The 18,323-nt window shown below is 68.2% G+C and carries 14 protein-coding genes; 10 read left to right on the top strand and 4 right to left on the bottom strand.

The genetic code is table 11. The features are described from left to right. Window positions 1–4: 4 nt before the first annotated feature. Both hpnI and hpnJ read right to left on the bottom strand, forming a co-directional pair. On the bottom strand, window positions 5–1,243 hold the full coding sequence (hpnI, locus tag NTY77_00430) for a bacteriohopanetetrol glucosamine biosynthesis glycosyltransferase HpnI (protein ID MCX5793945.1): 1,239 nt from the start codon (window positions 1,241–1,243) through the stop codon (window positions 5–7). Then, window positions 1,243–2,721 (bottom strand): hopanoid biosynthesis associated radical SAM protein HpnJ, encoded by a 1,479-nt coding sequence (hpnJ, locus tag NTY77_00425; GenBank protein ID MCX5793944.1) that lies wholly within the window; start codon window positions 2,719–2,721, stop codon window positions 1,243–1,245. The genes hpnI and hpnJ overlap by 1 nt, the downstream gene beginning before the upstream one ends. 94 nt (window positions 2,722–2,815) lie before the next feature. Here hpnJ and NTY77_00420 point away from each other — a divergent pair, with 94 nt between their 5' ends. Continuing rightward, window positions 2,816–3,739 carry a hypothetical protein gene (locus tag NTY77_00420; protein ID MCX5793943.1) on the top strand — a complete coding sequence of 308 codons (924 nt, stop codon included), beginning with the start codon at window positions 2,816–2,818 and terminating at the stop codon, window positions 3,737–3,739. A 102-nt stretch (window positions 3,740–3,841) separates the two neighbouring features. Here the strand turns inward: NTY77_00420 and uvrA are convergent, their stop codons facing one another. Continuing rightward, window positions 3,842–6,676, bottom strand: coding sequence for an excinuclease ABC subunit UvrA (gene uvrA / locus NTY77_00415; GenBank protein MCX5793942.1), 2,835 nt, complete (start codon window positions 6,674–6,676; stop codon window positions 3,842–3,844). A gap of 873 nt (window positions 6,677–7,549) precedes the next feature. On the opposite strand from uvrA, the gene NTY77_00410 reads away from it, so the two are divergent. Further along, complete coding sequence (locus tag NTY77_00410; GenBank protein ID MCX5793941.1) at window positions 7,550–8,080, top strand: HNH endonuclease signature motif containing protein; 531 nt, start codon at window positions 7,550–7,552, stop codon at window positions 8,078–8,080. Window positions 8,081–8,084: 4 nt separating this feature from the next. Here NTY77_00410 and nadB read toward each other — a convergent pair whose 3' ends face one another. After that, window positions 8,085–9,674 (bottom strand): L-aspartate oxidase, encoded by a 1,590-nt coding sequence (nadB, locus tag NTY77_00405; protein MCX5793940.1) that lies wholly within the window; start codon window positions 9,672–9,674, stop codon window positions 8,085–8,087. 60 nt (window positions 9,675–9,734) lie between these two features. Here nadB and NTY77_00400 point away from each other — a divergent pair, with 60 nt between their 5' ends. Genes NTY77_00400 through NTY77_00365 form a run of 8 tightly spaced genes read left to right on the top strand, consistent with a single transcriptional unit; the run spans window position 9,735 to window position 18,236 of the window. Beyond that, window positions 9,735–10,253, top strand: a complete 519-nt coding sequence (locus tag NTY77_00400; GenBank protein MCX5793939.1) for a gamma carbonic anhydrase family protein — start codon at window positions 9,735–9,737, stop codon at window positions 10,251–10,253. Between the two features lie 6 nt (window positions 10,254–10,259). Continuing rightward, window positions 10,260–11,036, top strand: a complete 777-nt coding sequence (locus NTY77_00395; protein ID MCX5793938.1) for a HAMP domain-containing sensor histidine kinase — start codon at window positions 10,260–10,262, stop codon at window positions 11,034–11,036. Between the two features lie 48 nt (window positions 11,037–11,084). Next, a complete protein-coding gene (locus NTY77_00390; protein MCX5793937.1) occupies window positions 11,085–11,465 on the top strand; it encodes a response regulator in 381 nt (126 codons plus the stop codon). Window positions 11,466–11,470: 5 nt separating this feature from the next. Then, the gene (locus tag NTY77_00385) at window positions 11,471–12,184 is read left to right on the top strand and encodes a hypothetical protein (GenBank protein ID MCX5793936.1); all 714 of its coding nucleotides are present in this window, start codon (window positions 11,471–11,473) and stop codon (window positions 12,182–12,184) included. After that, window positions 12,168–13,622 carry a hypothetical protein gene (locus NTY77_00380; protein MCX5793935.1) on the top strand — a complete coding sequence of 485 codons (1,455 nt, stop codon included), beginning with the start codon at window positions 12,168–12,170 and terminating at the stop codon, window positions 13,620–13,622. Before NTY77_00385 ends, NTY77_00380 begins: the two co-directional genes overlap by 17 nt. Further along, the gene (locus NTY77_00375; protein ID MCX5793934.1) at window positions 13,619–15,895 is read left to right on the top strand and encodes a tetratricopeptide repeat protein; all 2,277 of its coding nucleotides are present in this window, start codon (window positions 13,619–13,621) and stop codon (window positions 15,893–15,895) included. Before NTY77_00380 ends, NTY77_00375 begins: the two co-directional genes overlap by 4 nt. Further along, a complete protein-coding gene (locus NTY77_00370) occupies window positions 15,879–16,967 on the top strand; it encodes a tetratricopeptide repeat protein (GenBank protein MCX5793933.1) in 1,089 nt (362 codons plus the stop codon). Before NTY77_00375 ends, NTY77_00370 begins: the two co-directional genes overlap by 17 nt. Before the next feature lie 30 nt (window positions 16,968–16,997). Continuing rightward, window positions 16,998–18,236, top strand: a complete 1,239-nt coding sequence (locus NTY77_00365) for a hypothetical protein (protein ID MCX5793932.1) — start codon at window positions 16,998–17,000, stop codon at window positions 18,234–18,236. Window positions 18,237–18,323 lie beyond the last annotated feature (87 nt).

Below are 18,323 nucleotides of genomic sequence, written 5' to 3'. Positions count from 1 at the left end.
CCTCTCAGGGCTCGACGGTCAGGGGGCCGGCGGGCAGGGACTGCGCCGGCTCGAAATCCTCGATGGGGACCAGCCGTCCCTTGGGCAGGATCCGATAGAGCCGGCCGCGCCAGAGCACCGCGCCGGGCGCGAAGCCGGAGAGCCAGGCTCCGAAGGACAGCCACTCGCTCAGGGGCAGGCAGGCCAGCGGAGCCAAGCGCTGCCTGCGGCCGGCAAGGCCCTGGATGGCAGCGGCGGCCAGGGCCTTGGCGGCCAGGAGGCCACCGGCGAGGGCCGCCAGACGCGGGTCCCAGCCGAAGAGCAGCAGGGCCAAAGTGGCGAGGGAGAACCCGTGCAGGAGTACGGAGCCGCAATAGCCGGCCGGGTTGCACAGGCGCACCGTGCGCTGCCAGCGGACCTGGTGGCGGAAGATCTCGGAGAATGACGGGTCGTCGGGAGGCACGGACTCGACCACGACATCGGCGAAATCGATGCGGAAGCCGGCGCGCTCCACGATCTCGCCCAATGCGAAGTCGTCCGCCAGGCGGTCGGCCAGGGCCCCGAAGCCCCCGGCTTGATCGAAGACGCGGCGGCGCACCAATGTGGCCGCGCCCATGGCGAAGCGCAGGCCGGCCGCCCCCGCCAGGAGCGCCTGGGGCAGGAAATGCGCGTTGACGCAGAGCTCCTCCAGCGCGCCCCAGAGGCCGTGCGTCTCGGCGCAGCGGTAGAAGCATGTGACCAGGCCGACCCGCGGGTCGGCCAGCGGGGCCGCGCAGCGCCTCAGGAAGTCCGGCGCGACGCGGATGTCGGAGTCCGAGAGCAGCAGCAGACCGTGCTTGGCCAAGGGATAGGCGTTGGCGATGTTGTTGATCTTCGGGTTGCAGCCCAGGCGGCCATCGGAAACGACGACTTCGATGTCGCAGCTCGGCCGGTCGCGGCGCAGACGGGACACGACCGCCAGCGCCGGGTCATCGGGTGAGGCCACCGCGAAGAGCAGCTGGAATCGGGGATAATCCTGGTCGCAGAAGCTGACCAGGTTCTCATAGAGGCCGCGGTCGGCCCCTTTGAGGGGCTTGAGGATGGTGACGGGGGGCGGGTCCCCGGGCAGAGCCCGCCGCCGGCGCAGGATGAGGGCCGCGGCGGGCACGGTGGCCAGGGCGAAGACCGCGGCGAATGCGGCGGCGACGGAAGCGAGCCAGACCGCGACCGCTTTGCCGGCCACATAGGTGACCAGGGCCAGCAATAAGAGCAGTCGCCAATCCATCAGGCCGCCACCGATTCCCGGGGTTTTTCCTGGTCCGCGCACGCGCAGGAGGGGTCATGGCTGGGCGTCCGGCCCCCCAGGTAACGCAGGAACTCGCGGCCCTCGCGCAGCCGTCGGCGCCGCTCCTCAGGGTCCCTGGCCATGCGCACCAGCATGCGCCAGATCGGCGTGGGCCGCGCATAGAAGCGCGCGTAGAAGCGCTTCACCCCGGCTTGTATGTCGGCTGCGGAGAGGCCGGGGTAGGATAGCGCGCAGGACTGGGTCCCGTCGTTGCGCACCAGGCTTCCGGGCTCATACCACTTGTTGGCCATGGCCTGCCGGTAGAGCTCGGTGCCCGGATAAGGGGCGGCCAAAGAAACCTGGATGGTGTCCACGTCGAGACGGCAGGCGTAGCGGATGGACTCGGCGATGGTCTCCCGCGTCTCTCCGGGAAGGCCCAGGACGAAGGTCCCGTGCACGAGGATGCCCAGCAGCCGGCAATTGCGCGAGAACTCCTCAGCCACGTCCAGGCGCAGGCCCTTCTTGACGTTGTTGAGGATCTCCTGGTTGCCCGACTCGTAACCCACCAGGAGCAGACGCAGCCCGTTCTCCTTGAAGGTCTTGAGGTACTCGTAAGGCACGTTGGCGCGCGCGTTGCAGGACCAGGTGAGGCCGAGCTTCCCCAGGCCCTTGGCGATCTCGGCGGCGCGGGGCAGGTCGGCGGTGAAGGTGTCGTCGTCGAAGAAGAACTCCTTGACCTGCGGGAAGAGGGCTTTCGCCCGGGTCATCTCCGCGACCACGTTGGCGGCGCTGCGGGGCCGATAGGTGCGGCCACCCACGGTCTGGGGCCAGAGGCAGAAGGTGCAGCGGGCCGGGCAGCCGCGGCCGGTGTAGAGCGAGAGGTAGGGATGTTGGAGGTAGCCGATGTAGTAGTTCTCCACCTTCAGGTCCCGCTTGTAGATGTCCAGCACGCTCGGCAGGGCATCCATGTCCTTGATGAGCTCGCGGTCGGGGTTGTGGCGGATGGCTCCGTCCTGCCGGAAGCTGATGCCCGCGACCTTGGACAAGGGCTCGCCCTGGGCGATCTCGAGCAAAGAGTAGTCGAACTCCTCCCGGGCCACGAAATCGAGCACCGGCGCGGCGCGCAGGGACTCCTCGGCCAGGACCGCCACGTGGGCCCCCACGAAGCCGATGACCATGTCCGGATAAGCGCGCTTGAGGGTCTCGGCGACCCGAACGTCGTTGGAGAAGGAGGGGGTGGAAGTGTGAATGACGCAGAGCTCGAAGCCCTTGGCCATCTGCAAGACCTGTTCGAGGCTGAGGCCGTCCGCCGGCGCGTCGATGAGCTTGGAATTGGCGATCAAGGCCGCGGGCTGGGCCAGCCACGTCGGGTACCAAAAGGAGCGGATCTCGCGGCAGGCTTGGTAGCGTGACCCCGCCCCTCCGTCGAATCCGGCGTATGAAGGAGGGTTCAGGAACAGCGTCCGCAATGTGGCCATTATACCCCTTACAGCAGTTACTGATTCTTGAATTTAAGAGATTTTATCAAAATTTCTCGTGGATAACAACGGGCATTTCTGGTAAACTGAAAGCATGCTTCCGTGGCTGACCGTCAGCCTCATGGTATCAGCATCATTGAGCGCCGCGCCCAAGGAGAAGGGCTGGAACTGGCAGGAGACGACATCGCCGCACTTCGTGGTGGAGCATGAGATGCCGTGGACGCCACCGGGGTTCGTCATGAGCCTGGAGCGCATGCACGGCAGGCTGCGCATGGACCTGGGGATGTTCTCTCCGTGGATGGCCAAGGAGCGCATCAAGCTCTACCTCTACAAGGATACCCCATCGTTCCTTTCGGGCGAGTTCCAGCCGCCGTCCTGGTCCAACGGCCTGGCTCTCTACGAGCTCAAGGCCGTAGCCGTGCCGGACAATCCGGACCGCAAGGCCCTGCTGCGCGTCATCAGGCACGAGACCACGCACTTGCTCTTCGCGGGTTTCTGGCGAGACGCCGGCAAGGAGCCGCCCTCCTGGCTCAATGAGGGCCTCGCCATGATGGAGGAGGACGAATCTCCCGAGAACCCGGAGCGTTCGCTCTGGTTCCAGAACATGGTGCTGGCCAAGCCTAGCGCCTGGCTGCCCATGCAGCAGTTCTTCTCCCTGAACCCCACCCAGGACCTGCACAACTCGACGATCGTCGGGGATTTCTACGTCCAGGCCTACTCGATAGCCTACTTCCTCTACCGCGCCCACCAGCCTCTGCAGTTCAAGAACTTCTGCGCGCAGCTCCGCGACGGCAAGGACGTGGAGCAGAGCCTGTGGCTCGCCTATCGCTATCACGGCTTCCCGGCATTGGAGAAGGACTGGCGGCGCTGGCTGGGCCGTTCGGATCTGCGCCACAAGGTCGAGGAGGCCCAGGCCGAGACCCAGGACCAGCCCCAGCCCGAAGGGCGCAAGTCCACGGGGTCCTTCGCGCCGTCCGGCTTGAAGCCCATGAGGGGCTTCAAGTCGCTGCGAGAGTAGGCCACTCTGCCGCACAACGCCGGCCACCCCAACGGAACCGGCGCCCCCTCATAGGGGGCGCCGGTTGCGCGCCGCCGAAGGCGGCGCGCCATTCAAGAGGGGCTAGCCCAGCGCGGGCACGGCGGCCTTTAAGTACCGGCCCGTATAGGACGCCGCCACCTTAGCCACATCGGCAGGCCGGCCGCAGGCTACGACCCTGCCGCCGCCGTCCCCGCCTTCCGGACCCAGATCCACGATCCAGTCCGCCTGGCGGATGACCTCGAGGTTGTGCTCGATGACGAGCACGGTGTTGCCGCCCGAGACCAGGCGATGGAGCACTTCGAGGAGCTTGTCCACATCCGCGAAGTGCAGGCCCGTGGTGGGCTCGTCGAGGATGTAGAAGGTCCGGCCTGTGGCCCGGCGGCAGAGCTCGGCCGCGAGCTTGACGCGCTGGGCCTCTCCGCCGGAAAGGGTCGTGGCGCTCTGGCCCAGGGCGATGTAGCCCAGGCCCACGTCGGAGAGGGTCCGGAGCGTGCGGCAGATGGCCGGATGGGCCGAAAGGAAGCCCAGTCCCTCCTCCACGCTCATGGCCAGGAGCTCGGCGATGGTCTTGCCCTTGTAGCGCACGGTGAGGGTCTCGTCGTTGAAGCGCGCGCCGTGGCACTCGTTGCATTGGATGTAGACGTCGGGCAGGAACTGCATGGAGATGCGCAAAGTCCCGTCGCCCTGGCAGTTCTCGCAGCGGCCGCCTTTGACGTTGAAGGAGAAGCGGCCCGGCTTGTAGCCGCGGGCCTTGGACTGGGGCAGCATCGCGTAGAGCTCCCGGATCGGGGTCCAGAGGCCCGTGTAGGTGGCCGGATTGGAGCGCGGCGTGCGCCCGATCGGGGACTGGTCCACCACGATGACCTTGTCGAGCTGTTCCGCTCCCACGATGGCCCGGTGCGCGCCCGGCTCGTCCTTGGCGCCGTAGAGCTTGCGGGCCAGGGCCTTGTAGGTCACCTCATGGACCAAGGTGGACTTGCCCGAGCCGGAGACTCCGGTCACGCACACGAGCAGGCCCAGGGGGATGTCCACGTCGATGTTCTTGAGGTTGAACTGCCGCGCCCCTTTGATGAGCATACGGCCGCTCGGCTCGCGCAGGGGGGGGCGGGCTCGCGGCGCGACTTGGCCGCTCAAGTAGGCCCCGGTGAGAGACTTGGGCTCGGCCAGGATGTCCGCCAGCGTCCCCTGCGCCACCACGGCCCCGCCGTGGATGCCGGCGCCCGGGCCGAGGTCCACGATCCAGTCCGCGCTGCGGATGGTCTCCTCATCGTGCTCCACGACCACCAAGGTGTTGCCCAGGTCGCGCAGGCGCTTGAGGGTGGCCAGCAGGCGGCTGTTGTCGCGGGGGTGCAGGCCGATGGACGGCTCGTCGAGCACATAGAGGACCCCGGTGAGCCCCGAACCGATCTGGGTGGCCAGATGGATGCGCTGGGCCTCGCCCCCGGCCAGGGTCTCGGAAGCCCGGTCCAAGGTCAGGTACTCCAAACCCACGGAACTCAGGAACTCCAGGCGGCTGCGGATCTCCTTGAGCACCTGCTTGGCTATGGCCCTCTGCCCCTCCTCCCAGGCTTGGTCGGCGAAGAAATCCCGGGCTTTGGCCACGGAGAGGCGCGTCAGCTCCGCGATGCTCAGCGCACCGATCTTCACGGCCAAGGACTCGGGCTTGAGCCTGGCTCCGGCGCAGGTGGGGCACAGCCTCTTGCGCATGAAGCGGTCCGCGATGGCGCCCTTGACGAATTCGGACTCGGTCTCCGCCACCCGGCGCTCCAGGTTGTGGATCACGCCTTCGAAATCCTGGTCGTTCTTGGCCCAATGGGGCTTGTAGGTGCCGCCTCCATAGAGCACGATCCGCCGCTGCCTCTCCGGCAGGTCCTTCCAGGGCCGGTCCTGAGCGATGCCCTGCTGGCGGCAGACCTGGTCCAGTATCTCCGTGTAATAGCCGGACCAGGACCGCTTCCAGCGGTTGGTGCGCGTGGTGACCGGGTCGGCCCAGGCCGTCAGAGCCCCCTCGGCGATGGAGAGCCCGGGGTCCGCCACCACGAGGGCCGGCTCCACCTCGGTCTTCTGGCCCAGGCCGCCGCAGTCCGGGCAGGCGCCGTAGGGGGAATTGAAGGAGAAGAGGCGCGGCTCGAGCTCGGGAAGGCTCACCCCGCAATCCGGGCAAGCATGGTGCTCGCTCATGAGGCTGCCGGCCTTGGGGTTGCCGGCGGGCTCCACGCGGACCAAACCTTTGGATTCCTTAAGGGCTATCTCGATAGAATCAGCGATCCGCTGGCGCTCATCGCTGATAACACGGAGCTTGTCCACGAAGAGCTCGATGGTGTGCTTCTGGTAGCGGGAGAGCTTGGGGATGGAGTCGAGGTCCAAGGACTTGCCGTCCACGCGCACGCTCACGAAGCCGGAGCGCTTGAGCCGCTTGAAGAGGTCCTCGTATGTGCCGGTGCGGCCGCGGACCAACGGAGAGTAGATGACGACGGCCCCGCCGTCATGCTCACGCATGACGGTGGACACGATGGACTGGGCGGACTGCTTCTGGATACGTTTGCCGCACTCAGGGCAGTGCGGGGTGCCCACGCGCGCGTAGAGCAGGCGCAGGTAGTCGTAGATCTCGGTCACCGTGGCCACGGTGGAGCGCGGGTTGCGGGACGGGTTGCGCTGCTCGATGGAGATGGCGGGGGAGAGGCCCTCGATCAAGTCCACGTCCGGCTTGTCCATCATCTCCAGGAACTGACGGGCGTAGGCGGAGAGGCTCTCCACATAGCGGCGTTGGCCCTCGGCGTAGAGGGTGTCGAAGGCCAAAGACGACTTGCCCGAGCCCGAGAGGCCGGTGAACACGATGAGCTTGCCGCGAGGCAGCGTCAGGCTGATGTTCTTGAGGTTGTGCTGGCGCGCGCCGCGGATCGTTATCTTGTCCACGGTTCCGTGGCCCAGGCCGCTGAAAAAAATCTCACCATGAAGGGCCTAAGAGAAGGGTTCAATAGTATAGCTGAGAGGAGTGTAATGATGAACAAAACGATGATGCCATAACCGACGATCTTTTCTCGGTCCTTTGACATGCTAAAGATTTTTCCGTGTCGCAAATCCTTCCTGCGATAAATTGTACCGCATTCGTGAGGGCGCTGGAACTTTTTCGGGCCGACGTCGTATGTATAGTAGGGGCAACTTGCCCCGGGGCAAGTTGTGGATAACTTCAATCTAGCCGGACTCAGCGACGAGGAGCTCACGTTTCGGCTCAATCGCCTCGCGGCGGAGGAACGCGACACAACCGTTTCCATCCTCGCCCACTTGGCGGAATTCGATCATAGGAAACTCTATTCTCCCCTGGGACATCCCTCATTGTTCGTCTATTGCGTGAGGGCGCTGCGTTTCTCGGAAGACGCCGCTTACAAGCGCATCCATGCCGCTCGTGCCGTCCGCCAATTCCCGGAGATCCTCGCCATGGTCGGAGAGGGGGAACTCCATCTCGCCGCAGTCTTGCTGTTAGCTCCGCATCTGACTCAAGACAACGTCCAGTATCTGCTGTCCAGTGCATGCGGCAAGAGCAAACGCGATGTCGAGTTCATCGTAGCCGCCCTGGCGCCCCAACTCGATAAGCCCGACGTCATGCGGCGGCTTCCGACCGTCGGCCCCAACACGCCCGCCTCCGCCTTTCCTGGAATCGACCCAGACGGCCCCGCCGAACTCTCCTTTGCACCGCCTATCTCATCATCTCAGCCGGCCTCGCCGGTCCCTGACATCGCCCCAGTTCCGTCCGGGTCGGAGACTGCCGTCGCGCCGTCGCCCGTCTTCATGCCCGGCACTGCCTGCCCACCGAAGCCTCCCGGGGCCAGCCTCTATGACCGCATCGAGCCCACCGCCCCGGACCGCGTACGCTTCTCCTTCACCGGCGACGAGGCCCTGCTGCGCAAGGTGGAGAGGGCGCAGGCCATCCTCTGGCACAAGCATCCCGCGGGCAAGCTGGAGGACATCTTCGCCGAGGCCCTGGACTTCCTGCTCGACAAGAAGGACCCCGAGCGCCGTTTGGCGAGGCAGAAGCGCCTCAAGCGCAAGCCTCCGACCAGCGCCGCGGACACGGAGCCGCGCCGCATCCCGCAGTGGGTCAAGGACGAGGTCTGGGCCCGCGACGCAGGACAGTGCGTCTTCGTCCCGCCCGGCGGCGCGCGCTGCCCGGAGCGGGAAGGCCTGGAGTTCGACCACATCATGCCCTGGGCGCTGGGGGGGAGATCCTTCGACCCACGCAACATCCGCCTGCTGTGCCGGGAGCACAATCAGATGAGGGCGCGGCGGATGTTCGGGGAGGCAAAAGGGCGACGCGTCTGAGGGGCTACCGGGAAGGGGCCGGCACGTTGTAGCGCGAGAGCACCGTATCCTTGCGCTCGGCCTCGACGGGGTCCGGGAAGTCCAGGGTGTAGTGCAGGCCGCGGGACTCGCGGCGCGCCATGGCCGACTGGATGACGGCCGTGGCCACCACCGCGATGCTGCGCAGCTCGATGAGGTCAGGGGTCAGCAGGAAGTCCCAGTAATACTGCTCGATCTCGCGGTTGAGCAGCTGCATGCGGTTGAGGGCCCGCTCCAGGCGCTTCTTGGAGCGCACGATGCCCACGTAGTTCCACATGATCCGGCGGACCTCGTCCCAGTTCTGCTCGATGACCACGGCCTCGTCCGACTTGACCGCGCGGCCGGGGTTCCATTCCGGGGGCGCGGCGAAGTCCGGCCGCGGCCATAGCTCCGGCCGGCGCTCCAGAAGCGTGCGGAGCCGGTGGGCGAACACGCAGCACTCCAGCAGGGAGTTGGAGGCCAAGCGGTTGGCGCCGTGCAGGCCCGTGTGCGCCACCTCCCCGACGGCGAAGAGCCGGGGGATGGTGGTGGCGGCGTCCGCGTCGGTCTGCACCCCGCCGCAGAAGAAGTGCGCGGCCGGGACCACGGGGATAGGCTCTACGGCCATGTCGATGCCGAAGCCGCGGCATTTCTCGTAGATGTTGGGGAAGCGCGCGCGCAGGGCCTCGGCGCTCATGTGCGTCATGTCCAGGAACACGCACTCCTCGCCCGTGCGCTTGAGCTCCGCGTCGATGGCGCGCGCGACGATGTCGCGCGGGGCGAGCTCTTTCTGGGGGTGGTAGTCCGCCATGAAGGCGCGGCCCCGGCGGTCCACCAGGCGGCCGCCCTCGCCGCGCAGGGCCTCGGAGATGAGGAAGGACTTGGCCTGGGGATGGTACAGGCAGGTCGGGTGGAACTGCACGAACTCCATATTGGCCAAGGTCGCGCCGGCGCGCCAAGCCATGGCCATGCCGTCTCCCGTGGCCACGTCCGGGTTGGTGGTGTAGAGATAGACCTTGCCCGCCCCGCCCGTGGCCAGGACCGTAGCCCGGGCCGTGAAGGTGTGAACCTCGCCCGTGGCCCGCTCCAGCGCGTAGGCCCCGCAGCAGACGCCGCGGTTGTCCCGGATGAGGTTGACCGCGGCGTGGTCCTCGAAGATGCGCACCCCGCGGTCGGCCCGGCAGCGCTCCAGCAGGGCCCGCACGATCTCGTGTCCCGTGATGTCGCCGGCGTGCAGGACCCGGCGGCGGCAGTGGCCGGCCTCGAGCCCCAGGTCCAGGGCCCCGTCCTTGCGGCTGAAGTCCACGCCCAGGTCGATCAGCTCCCGTACGCGGGCCGGGGCCTCGCCCGCGACCAAGCGCACGATGTCCTCCCGGCACAGGCCCGCCCCGGCCTTGAGGGTGTCGGCGACGTGGCTCTCCGGCGTGTCGCCCGCGCCCACCGCGGCCGCGATGCCGCCCTGGGCGTAGTTGCTGTTGCACTCGGCGGCCTCCTTCTTGGTCAGCAGATAGACCGTGCCGAGAGCCGAGAGCTGGTGCGCGCTGAGCAGGCCGGCCAGGCCGCTGCCGATGACCAGGAAATCGCACGAATGTTTCATGTTTTTTGACTGTCCGGAGCGGGAATGCTAGAGTCTATCAAACTATGAGGCGCTCCTAAGGTGGTCCGTAGCTTCGCGTCCTTCCGGCCGCGGATCCATCCGAAAGCCTTCGTGCATGACTCGGCCGAGGTCATCGGCAGGGTCGTCCTGGGGGCGGAGGTCTCGGTCTGGCCCCTGACCGTTCTTCGCGGAGACGTGGCCGCGATCGTGGTCGGCGCCGGGACCAACATCCAGGACCTCTCCATGCTGCACGGCGACCACGGCCGGCCGGCATGGATCGGCCGGGGCGTCACCATAGGCCACAGCGTCGTGATCCACGGGGCCCGCATCGCGGACGGCTGCCTCATCGGCATGGGGGCCACGGTCCTGGAATGCAGCATCGGCCGGGAGTGCCTGGTAGGCGCCGGCGCGCTGGTTCCCAGGGGAGTCCGCATCCCCGCGCGCTCCTTGGTCCTGGGCCTGCCGGCCAAGGTGGTGCGTCCGCTGACCGCGGCGGAACTGCGCCGCCTCAAGCGCTCCGCCGCCGCCTACGTGCGGCTGGCGCATCAGCATCAGCGCGGCTCGCGGGTGCTCTTCTAAGGGCGCATGGGGGCCGGGTTGGCGTTCCTGGGCGGTCTGTTCATGGGCGCCGCCGCCGTGGCGGCGGGAGTGTACTTCTGGGACAGCGCCCGCAGGCTGCGTCTGGGGCGTTTCTTCTCCCACGCCGCCCACGAGATCAACACTCCGATCACGGCCATCAACATCACCACCCTGAATTTCATCTCCGGCGTCTTCGGCTCCATGCCCCCCGACCAGGTCAAATGGATGGAAATGATGCGCGAGCAGGTCGGCCGGCTCAACGGCATGGTGGGCGAGCTGCGCGACCTCATCCACCTGATGCTCTGCCGCGACCTGGCGCTGCAGAACGAGAGCGTGGTGCCCGCCGACCTGGTCGAGGAAGCCCTGGCCGCGGTGCGGCGGGGTGCTTCGACCTCCCAAGCCGACATCGACGCGGATCTGCCCGCGGGCCTGCCTCGGGTACGCGTGGACCGGTCCCGCACCATGCGGACCTTGGTCAGCCTCGTCTTCCATGCTCGGAAGTTTCGCAGTTCCGGGGACCTGCGCCTCACAGCTGAGGATAAGGGCGCTTCGGTGGCGCTGCGGCTGGAATACGCGGGCCACCCCATCACCCAGGCCGAAGCCCAGCGCAGCCTGGACCTGCTCTATCCCGCCAGCCGCGCCGGCCATACCCTCAACTCGGTAGGCCTGGGCCTGGGAGTCCTGAGAGCGGTGGCCCGGCAGGGTGGCGGGGACCTGGGCATCCAGGTCGGAACGGATGGGCGCACCACTCTCTGCCTGTCTTTGCCGGTCGCGTCGAAATAGCCCCGAATCTCCGATATGCTAGACTGCCTCCGCTGCGGGAGGGCCTGAATGGCTATCAAGGTGCTCATCGTAGATGACGAACCTGCCATCGCCGAGAGCCTCCAGGCCTTCCTGCAGGCTAGGGGCTATGAGGCCAGCAGCGCTCCCGACGGCCCGGAGGGAGTGGCCGCGGCCCGCAAATCCAAGCCTGACTTGATGCTGCTGGACATCATGCTCCCCACGCTGGACGGCATCGAGGTCTGCCGCATCCTGAAGGCCGACGCCGGGACTAAAGACATACGGATCGTCATGATGACGGGCCTGGGCCACACCAGCGATCTAGAGCTGGCTCTCACCGCCGGCGCCGACGGTTACCTGGCCAAGCCTTACGACTTGGACCAGTTGATCCAGAAGATCCAAAAGGTCCTCGCCGGCCCCGGCCCGGCCTGATTCCGATGACTATCTCGCCACTGACCGCTTACCGCCGGCTCCTGTGCGCCTACGGCCCGCAGGGCTGGTGGCCGGTCACGCCGGCCCGCGGGGGCCAGCCCCGCTACCGACCCGGCTTTGCGGGCCGGCTCACGCAGCGCCAGCGCTTCGAGATCTGCGTGGGCGCCTTCCTGACCCAGAACACGAGCTGGGGCAATGTGCAGAAGGCCCTGGCCCGCCTGCATGAGGCCGGGCTATGGGACCTCCCAGGCCTGCTGGCAGTGTCCCAACCGAGGCTGGAGGGACTCATCCGTTCCTCCGGCTATTTCCGGCAAAAGGCCAAGAAGCTCAAGGCCTTCGCCCGGCACCTGGAGGGCCGAGGGGGGAAGGTCGCCGACTGGCTCTCCGGCGGGCTGGAGACGCGGCGCGAGGAGCTTTTGGGGCTTTACGGGGTCGGGCCGGAGACGGCCGATTCCATCTTGCTCTACGCGGCGGGCCGGCCCTGCTTCGTCATCGACGCTTATACCCTGCGCATCGGCCGGCGACTGGGCTGGTTCAAAGATGCGTCCTACCAGCGGGCCCAGTCTTATCTGACCCGGCGTCTTCCCAAGGACGCCGCGCTGTACAACGAGTTCCATGCTCTGCTCGTGGCCTTAGCCAAGGTCCGCTGCCGCAAGGCCGTGCCGCTCTGCGTCGGATGTCCTTTGCAGGAGGTCTGCCGCCATGGCCTCGCTCGTTAGCCTGTTGCTGGTCCTGGGCGTTCAAGCCTGGGCGCTTTCCGCCGCGGCCGGGAAAGTCGACATCACTCCGGACCTGGAGCATCAGAGCGCTTACCTGGCCGGCTTCGGCGCCATGGGGCGCAGGCCTTCGGGAGTGCATGACCCGCTCTACGCGCGTCTGCTGGTGCTCAAGGAGGGCGGGCGCACGGTGGCCCTGGTGTCCTTGGACCTGCTGGGCTTCTCCCATGACGATGTGGAGGACCTGAGGCGCCTGGCCGGCTTCGGGGCCCCTGGCCGGTACCTTTTCGTGGCCGCGACCCACGTCCATTCCGGGCCGGACACCATGGGACTTTGGGGGCCGCTGCCCGGCATTTCAGGAGTGAACCAGGTCTGGCTGGAGGCTCTCAAGAAGAACGTGGCCGAGGCCTTGCGTGGCCTTGAGGGCCGGCTGAAGGAGGCGAGCGTCTCCGGCTGGCAGGGGGCCTTGGACCCAAAGGGCCTTTGCCGCGACTTGCGGGACCCTGCGGTGCTCGACCCCGACTTGGCGGCTCTGAGCTTGAAAAGCAGGGATGGCCGCGCCATCGCCACGGTGGTGAACTGGGCCTGTCATGCGGAAGTGCTGGACCGGTCGAACCGGCTCATCACGGCTGATTTTCCCGGCACGCTCTGCGCGAAGGTCGAGCGTGACACCGGCGGGGCTTGCCTGTTCTTCAACGGCCCTATCGGGGGCCTGCTCACGCCTGACGCGGCCCAGGGGCTCTCACCCTGGCAGGAGTCGACGCGCATAGGGGAGGCGGTGGCTGGCGCGGCCTTGCGAGGCTTGGCCAAGGCGCGTCCGACCGCGCAGCCCGGGCTTTCCTTCCGCAGCCTGTCGGTGGATGTGCCGGTGGAGAATTCACGCTACCTGCTCTTCCTGCCGGCCTTGGCCGCGAGCCATCGGCTCTTCGACATCCGCGGCCAGCTTCTGCCGCGGTGGAAGATATGGGGACTGGTCTATCAGCACGCGCTGCGGGGCTTGCAGTGGGCCGAGAGGCCCTGGGTGAAGACCGAGGTCTCGGTGGTGGATGTGGGTCCGGCGCGCCTGCTGGGTCTGCCGGGGGAGGCGTTCCCTGAGCTGGTGCTGGGGGGGTATGACGGGCGCTTCCGGTTCGGCCAGCCTCTGGTCAAGCCGGGCAACCCCTCTCCGCCGGACCTGGACCATGCTCCCAAGCCGCCGTACCTGAAGGACCTCATCCGCCGGCCGGTCCCCATGGTCGTCGGCCTTGCCAACGACGAGCTGGGCTACATCATGCCGGAGTATGACTTCAAAGTCCGGAACAACCTGACCATGACGCCTCGCCTGCCCGGGGACCATTACGAGGAGACCAACTCGGTCGGCCCTTCCGCCGCGCCGCTGCTCCTGCGGGCAGCCCGCGATCTGCTGGGCGCCGGCGAGGGCCGGGAGCCGCAGCGGCCATGAGCCGCAGGGCCTTCGCCGCGCTCCTGGCGGCCTGCCTGCTCCTCTCCTTCGCCCTGCATCTGGGGACCCTGCACAGCTGCCGCATGGATATGGACAGCCTCAACGCCATGACGGTGTTTTACCTCGGGCCGGTCAGGCTGCTGGCCATGCTGCGCTGGCTGGCCGCCGGGGTCGGAATCTTCTCCAGCTACGAGCCCGTGACCAATCTCTCCTATTGGCTGATCTACGGCCCGCTGCGGGCCGGCGGGCCTGAGGGCTTCCGCTGGCTCGAGATCGTCTTGCACGCGGCGGATGCCGCTTTGGTGGCTTGGATCGCGGTCCGTTGGGTCCGAAGGCCGCCTTGGGCGGCTCTGGCCGGTCTCGTCTATCTGCTCCATCCCATGCATGCGGGCTGGTCCTGCCTGGGAGTACCCCACTACCTGGCCACGTTCTTCATCCTCAGCGGTCTCCAGTTGCATCTGGCCACGCGCCAGAGAGGCGCGGGCTGGGCAGCGACGGCCGGCCTCTGCGTCCTCTACGCGCTGGCCGCGTTCTCCAAGGAGAGCGGGCTCCTGTTCCCCTTGTTCCTGCTCTGCTGCGACGCAATGTCCGGGGCCGCACCCGGCGCCTGGAGGCCGCGCCTGCGCGCCTATGCCGGACTTCTGGCGGTCGGGGCGTTCTGTCTATGGGCCCGGGCGGACCTTTGGAGGGCCTGGGCCGTCCCCGAGACTGTCTGGTCTGCGGCCCGGCTCGCGGACGCGGGACGGCGGCTGGGGGAGGCGCTCAAGGCCTCCTGCTATGCTCCGGTTTTTCCGCTGGCCGTCATCCTCCCGCTCTGCCTGAGGAGGCGTCCCGCGGCATCCTATTGGGGCCTTTGCGCGTTCTGCGCCGCTTGGTACGTCCTGGGGATCCTACCGGTGCTCGGAATCCTCCCCTTCCGGCTGCCCGCTCACGTGCAGAGCGTGGGGAGCCGCTACCTCTTCCTCGCCATGCCGGGGGCGGCATGGCTGACCGCGATAGTCCTGGATTCCATGGCGGGCGGGGCGGCGGGCTTCGGCGCGGCGGCCCTGGCCTTGCTCGTCCTGGCGCCGGTGCTCCCCGGCGCGGCCCGCGCGCTGCGGCCTCCGGCCGACGAGCTGGCCGCCATCGACCGGGGCTTGCGGTACTGCGGCGGTGAGGTCCTGCTGGACTGGCCCTGCGTGGAGTCCTTGCTGTCCTTGAATCTGGCGCGCTCCCGGGCGCCGCAGGCGCTGCCGGGGCTGCGCGAGACCTTGGCCCGGAGCCTGCCGGAACCGCGCGCCGACGACTATTTCGCCTTCTTCACGGACGACCATCAGGATTGGAAAGCGTCCAAATGGCGCTGCTTGGCGCAGGCTATGTCCGAGCGCCGGGAGATCGGCGGCTGCATCGCCGCCGTCGCGGAGTTCGAGGCCGGCGAGGCCGGACTGCGGGCCGGGCGGCTCGCCGCTGCCGCCGCCTCTTATGAGGCGGCGCTGCGGTCCTGGCCGTCGTTCACCGAAGCCCGCCTCCAGCAGGCGCGGTGCCTCTGCGCGCAGGGCGACCTCGACGGTGCCCTGCGCAGCTACGAGGTTGCGCTGCGCGGGCCAATGGCCTACTACCAGCTGGAGGCCTGGGCCCGCGCCCGCTGCCCGGCGCCCAGGGACGCCTCCTGCCGCTTCCTCGACTTGGCCGAGGCGGATCGGGACAGCGACGCCTTCCTGGCGTCCCGTCGGACCTGGCTGGGCGCCTCGCCGCCGGAGCGCCAGGGGCCGTCGCTGGAGACCTTGGAGCGCTGGGCGAAGCGCAAGCCCGGGGATCTGGATCTGGTGCTGGAATTGGCCTCGGCCGCGTCGGCGCGGCATGAGCGCGCCCGGCTCCGGGAAGCCCTGGCCCGGGCGGAAGGATTGCAACCCGGCGCCGAGGAACTCCTCCGGATGGCGCGTCTGTATCAGGACGGCCGGCAATACGTGGACGCCCTGCGCATCATGAACCGCCTGGTCCGCGACCACCCGGCGGATCCCCGGTATTGGAACGACCGCGGCGTGGCCAGGCAGATGATGGGCAACGCGGCCGGGGCGGCGCAGGACCTCGAGCGGGCGATCGCCCTGGACCCTGATTGCCTTGCCGCCTATCTGACCTTGGGCGGGCTCCGCGCGCGCTCTGGCCGCCGGGCCGAAGCGGCCCGGCTGTATGCGGCCGCCCTGGAGAGGCCGGCTCCTCAGGAGCCCGCAGCCCGCATCCGCCGCATGATCCGTGAAGAACTGGAGAAGATCAACCATGTCCAAGAACGATGACGTCTCCGCCGCGGCCCTGCGCTTGGAGCGGGCCAAGGAGCTGTCGGACGAAGGCTGTTTCGAGGAGGCTTTGGCCCTCCTGGACAGGCCTTTGCCGGCGGCGTTCCGGCCGGAAGGGGATATGCTCAAGGCGGAGTGCCTGCGCAACCGGGGGTTCCTGGCAGCCGCCGCGTCTTTGTACCGGGGGCTCGTGGATCGGCTGACGGCTCCGGACCGGGCTTCCTGGCTGGACTGCTGTCTAGGGTTGGTGGCTTGCCTGCGCAGTCTAGGCGAGGTGGCGGAGGCCCGGAGGTATTGGGCGGTGGGCAGCAAGGTCGCTGCCGGCAAAGAGATGAAAGAGCGCTTCGCTCTGGAAGGGGCACTCATCGAGCGGGCTGCGGGCGATTTCGGGCCCTGCTTGAGGAAGCTGCGGCGGCACCTGGCGCGCTTCCAGCGGGAGCGCGATTGGGCGGGGGCGGGCTATGTCCTCTGGGCGATAGGCGGGGCCCTGCGCTTCGCCGGTGACCTGGCGGGGTCTCGGCGGGCTTTCCAGCAGGGCCTGGCGTTGAGCCGCCGCGCCGGCGACGCCTCGGGCCAAGCCTATGCCTGGTTCGGCTTGGGCGGGGTGACGCGCATCCAGGGGCGCTTCGCCGAGGCCGAGGGGTTCTATTCGCGGGCCCTGCGGGCGATGGCCGGGACCGAGGACGTTTTCGGCCAGGCGTACGCGCATTGCGGACTGGCGAATGTGCTCCGTCAGCGGGGGCGGCTCGCCGAAGCGCAGAGACATTACGTCAAGGCGCACGCGCTCTACACGGGCATAGGCGACCCGGTGGACCTGGCCTATGTGGACTGGGGGCTGGGGCAGATCCACTTGCGGCGGGGGGAGTTGGGGCCGGCTGAGAAGACGTTCCGTGCCGCCCTGGCGGGCTTCGCGAAGGGGGGGGAGACCCGGGGGATCGTGCTCTCGGAGACGTCCTTGGCTACCTTGCTGCACGCCAAGGGCCGCACCAATGAGGCCGAGCGGGTCTTCGATCAGGCTGTGCGGCGGGCGCGGCGGGCCGGGATCCACACGCACCTGGAACTGTTCACCTGAACGACCGGACGTCCGGTCTGCCGGAGCGCCATGGACAGGATTAAGATCAGCGGCGGATTGCCCTTGCGCGGGAGGCTCAGGCCTCCCGCGGACGAGACTCTCGCCCACACGGCCCTGCTGCTGGGGGCCATGGCCGGAGGGCATACGGTCCTGGAGAGGCTGCCGCCGTCTCTCGATGTCCATTGCACGTGCTCCTGCCTGACGGAGCTGGGCGTGACCATCACCCCTTCGCCAGACGGCGAGCAGACCGCGGTCCGCGGCCTGGGCTGGCGGGGGCTGGCCCAGCCCAAGCATTGCCTGAAGGCCGGAGACTCCGTAGCCACCGCGAGCCTGCTCATGGGAGTCATTGCGGCCAACCCCATCGCGGCCGACATCTCCGGCGAGGAAGGCCTACAGCGCGTCTCCCTGTCCGAGGTGGCGGTTGCCCTGCGCAAGATGGGCGCCTCCATCCACCTGCACGGCCCCGGAGACACCGTCCCGGTCTGCGTGCTGGGCCGAGCGCTCAAGGCGGCCCGGCACGTCATGCAGCGGCCCTGCGGACATCTTAAGGCCGCGGTCCTGCTGGCCGGGACCATGTCCATCGGGGAGACCTCCGTCGCAGAGCCGTTCCCGTCCGACCCGCGCCTGGAGGGGCTGCTGGCCCTGTTCGGGGCCGAGGTGCGCAGCGCAGGCTTCACCTGCACGGTCCTGGGCGGGAGGAACCTCGCGGGGACGCGCCTGGCCGTGCCGCCGGACTTTTCCTGGGCCGCGTTCTGGGCCTTGGCAGCGGGCCTAGCCGCGGGCGGCGAGATCTTCATCGAAGGGCTGACCCCGCAGGACGCCAGCACTGGGGTCCTTGGAGCGCTCTGCCGCATGGGCCTGCGGGCGGACTGGCACGCGGCCGGGCTCCGGGTCCGCAGGCTGAGGCTTTGCGGAGCCGACCTGCCTTGGCAAGAGGCCTCCGCTGACCCTGCGCTGCTGGCCGTGGCCGCGTCCCAGGCCGAGGGCGCCAGCCGCCTGCGCGGCGCCGCGGGAGACAGCCCGGAGCGGCTCATCAAGCTGCTCGACGGCTTCGGCGTCCGCGCCGAGGCCGAGGGCAAGGACCTGGTGGTGTCGGGACCGACAGGGCTGAGGCCCGGGCGGGTCGCCGCCGACGAGGAGCTGCAACTGGCTCGGGCCGGGATCCTGGCGGGGATCCTGGCCGACGGCGAGACCACGGTCTCGCAGACGGGAGTCTTGTCCGACCGCTACCCCGCCCTGCTCAAGGACCTCTCCAGGCTGCGGGGCTAGTCTTTGCGGTGCCGGTGGTCAACTCTCTTAACTTTCAACTTTTGGTCTGATAAGTTAAGAGGGATGCACTATCGATCACCAGTCCTG

The sequence above is a fragment of the Elusimicrobiota bacterium genome (assembly GCA_026388095.1).
Lineage (GTDB): Bacteria > Elusimicrobiota > Elusimicrobia > UBA1565 > UBA9628 > UBA9628.
The sequence above is the reverse complement of the archived record's forward strand: the minus strand, read 5'-3'. Positions and strand labels throughout refer to the sequence as shown.

Excerpts from the sequence above, each read along its gene's own strand:
- NTY77_00370 (MCX5793933.1), top strand. The coding sequence starts at position 15,879 with ATGTCCAAGAACGATGACGTCTCCGCCGCGGCCCTGCGCTTGGAGCGG.
- NTY77_00385 (MCX5793936.1), top strand. The coding sequence starts at position 11,471 with ATGACTATCTCGCCACTGACCGCTTACCGCCGGCTCCTGTGCGCCTAC.
- NTY77_00390 (MCX5793937.1), top strand. The coding sequence starts at position 11,085 with ATGGCTATCAAGGTGCTCATCGTAGATGACGAACCTGCCATCGCCGAG.
- NTY77_00410 (MCX5793941.1), top strand. The coding sequence starts at position 7,550 with ATGCCCGGCACTGCCTGCCCACCGAAGCCTCCCGGGGCCAGCCTCTAT.
- hpnI (MCX5793945.1), bottom strand. The coding sequence starts at position 1,243 with ATGGATTGGCGACTGCTCTTATTGCTGGCCCTGGTCACCTATGTGGCC.
- NTY77_00375 (MCX5793934.1), top strand. The coding sequence starts at position 13,619 with ATGAGCCGCAGGGCCTTCGCCGCGCTCCTGGCGGCCTGCCTGCTCCTC.
- NTY77_00380 (MCX5793935.1), top strand. The coding sequence starts at position 12,168 with ATGGCCTCGCTCGTTAGCCTGTTGCTGGTCCTGGGCGTTCAAGCCTGG.
- NTY77_00395 (MCX5793938.1), top strand. The coding sequence starts at position 10,260 with ATGGGGGCCGGGTTGGCGTTCCTGGGCGGTCTGTTCATGGGCGCCGCC.
- NTY77_00420 (MCX5793943.1), top strand. The coding sequence starts at position 2,816 with ATGCTTCCGTGGCTGACCGTCAGCCTCATGGTATCAGCATCATTGAGC.
- NTY77_00365 (MCX5793932.1), top strand. The coding sequence starts at position 16,998 with ATGGACAGGATTAAGATCAGCGGCGGATTGCCCTTGCGCGGGAGGCTC.
- hpnJ (MCX5793944.1), bottom strand. The coding sequence starts at position 2,721 with ATGGCCACATTGCGGACGCTGTTCCTGAACCCTCCTTCATACGCCGGA.
- nadB (MCX5793940.1), bottom strand. The coding sequence starts at position 9,674 with ATGAAACATTCGTGCGATTTCCTGGTCATCGGCAGCGGCCTGGCCGGC.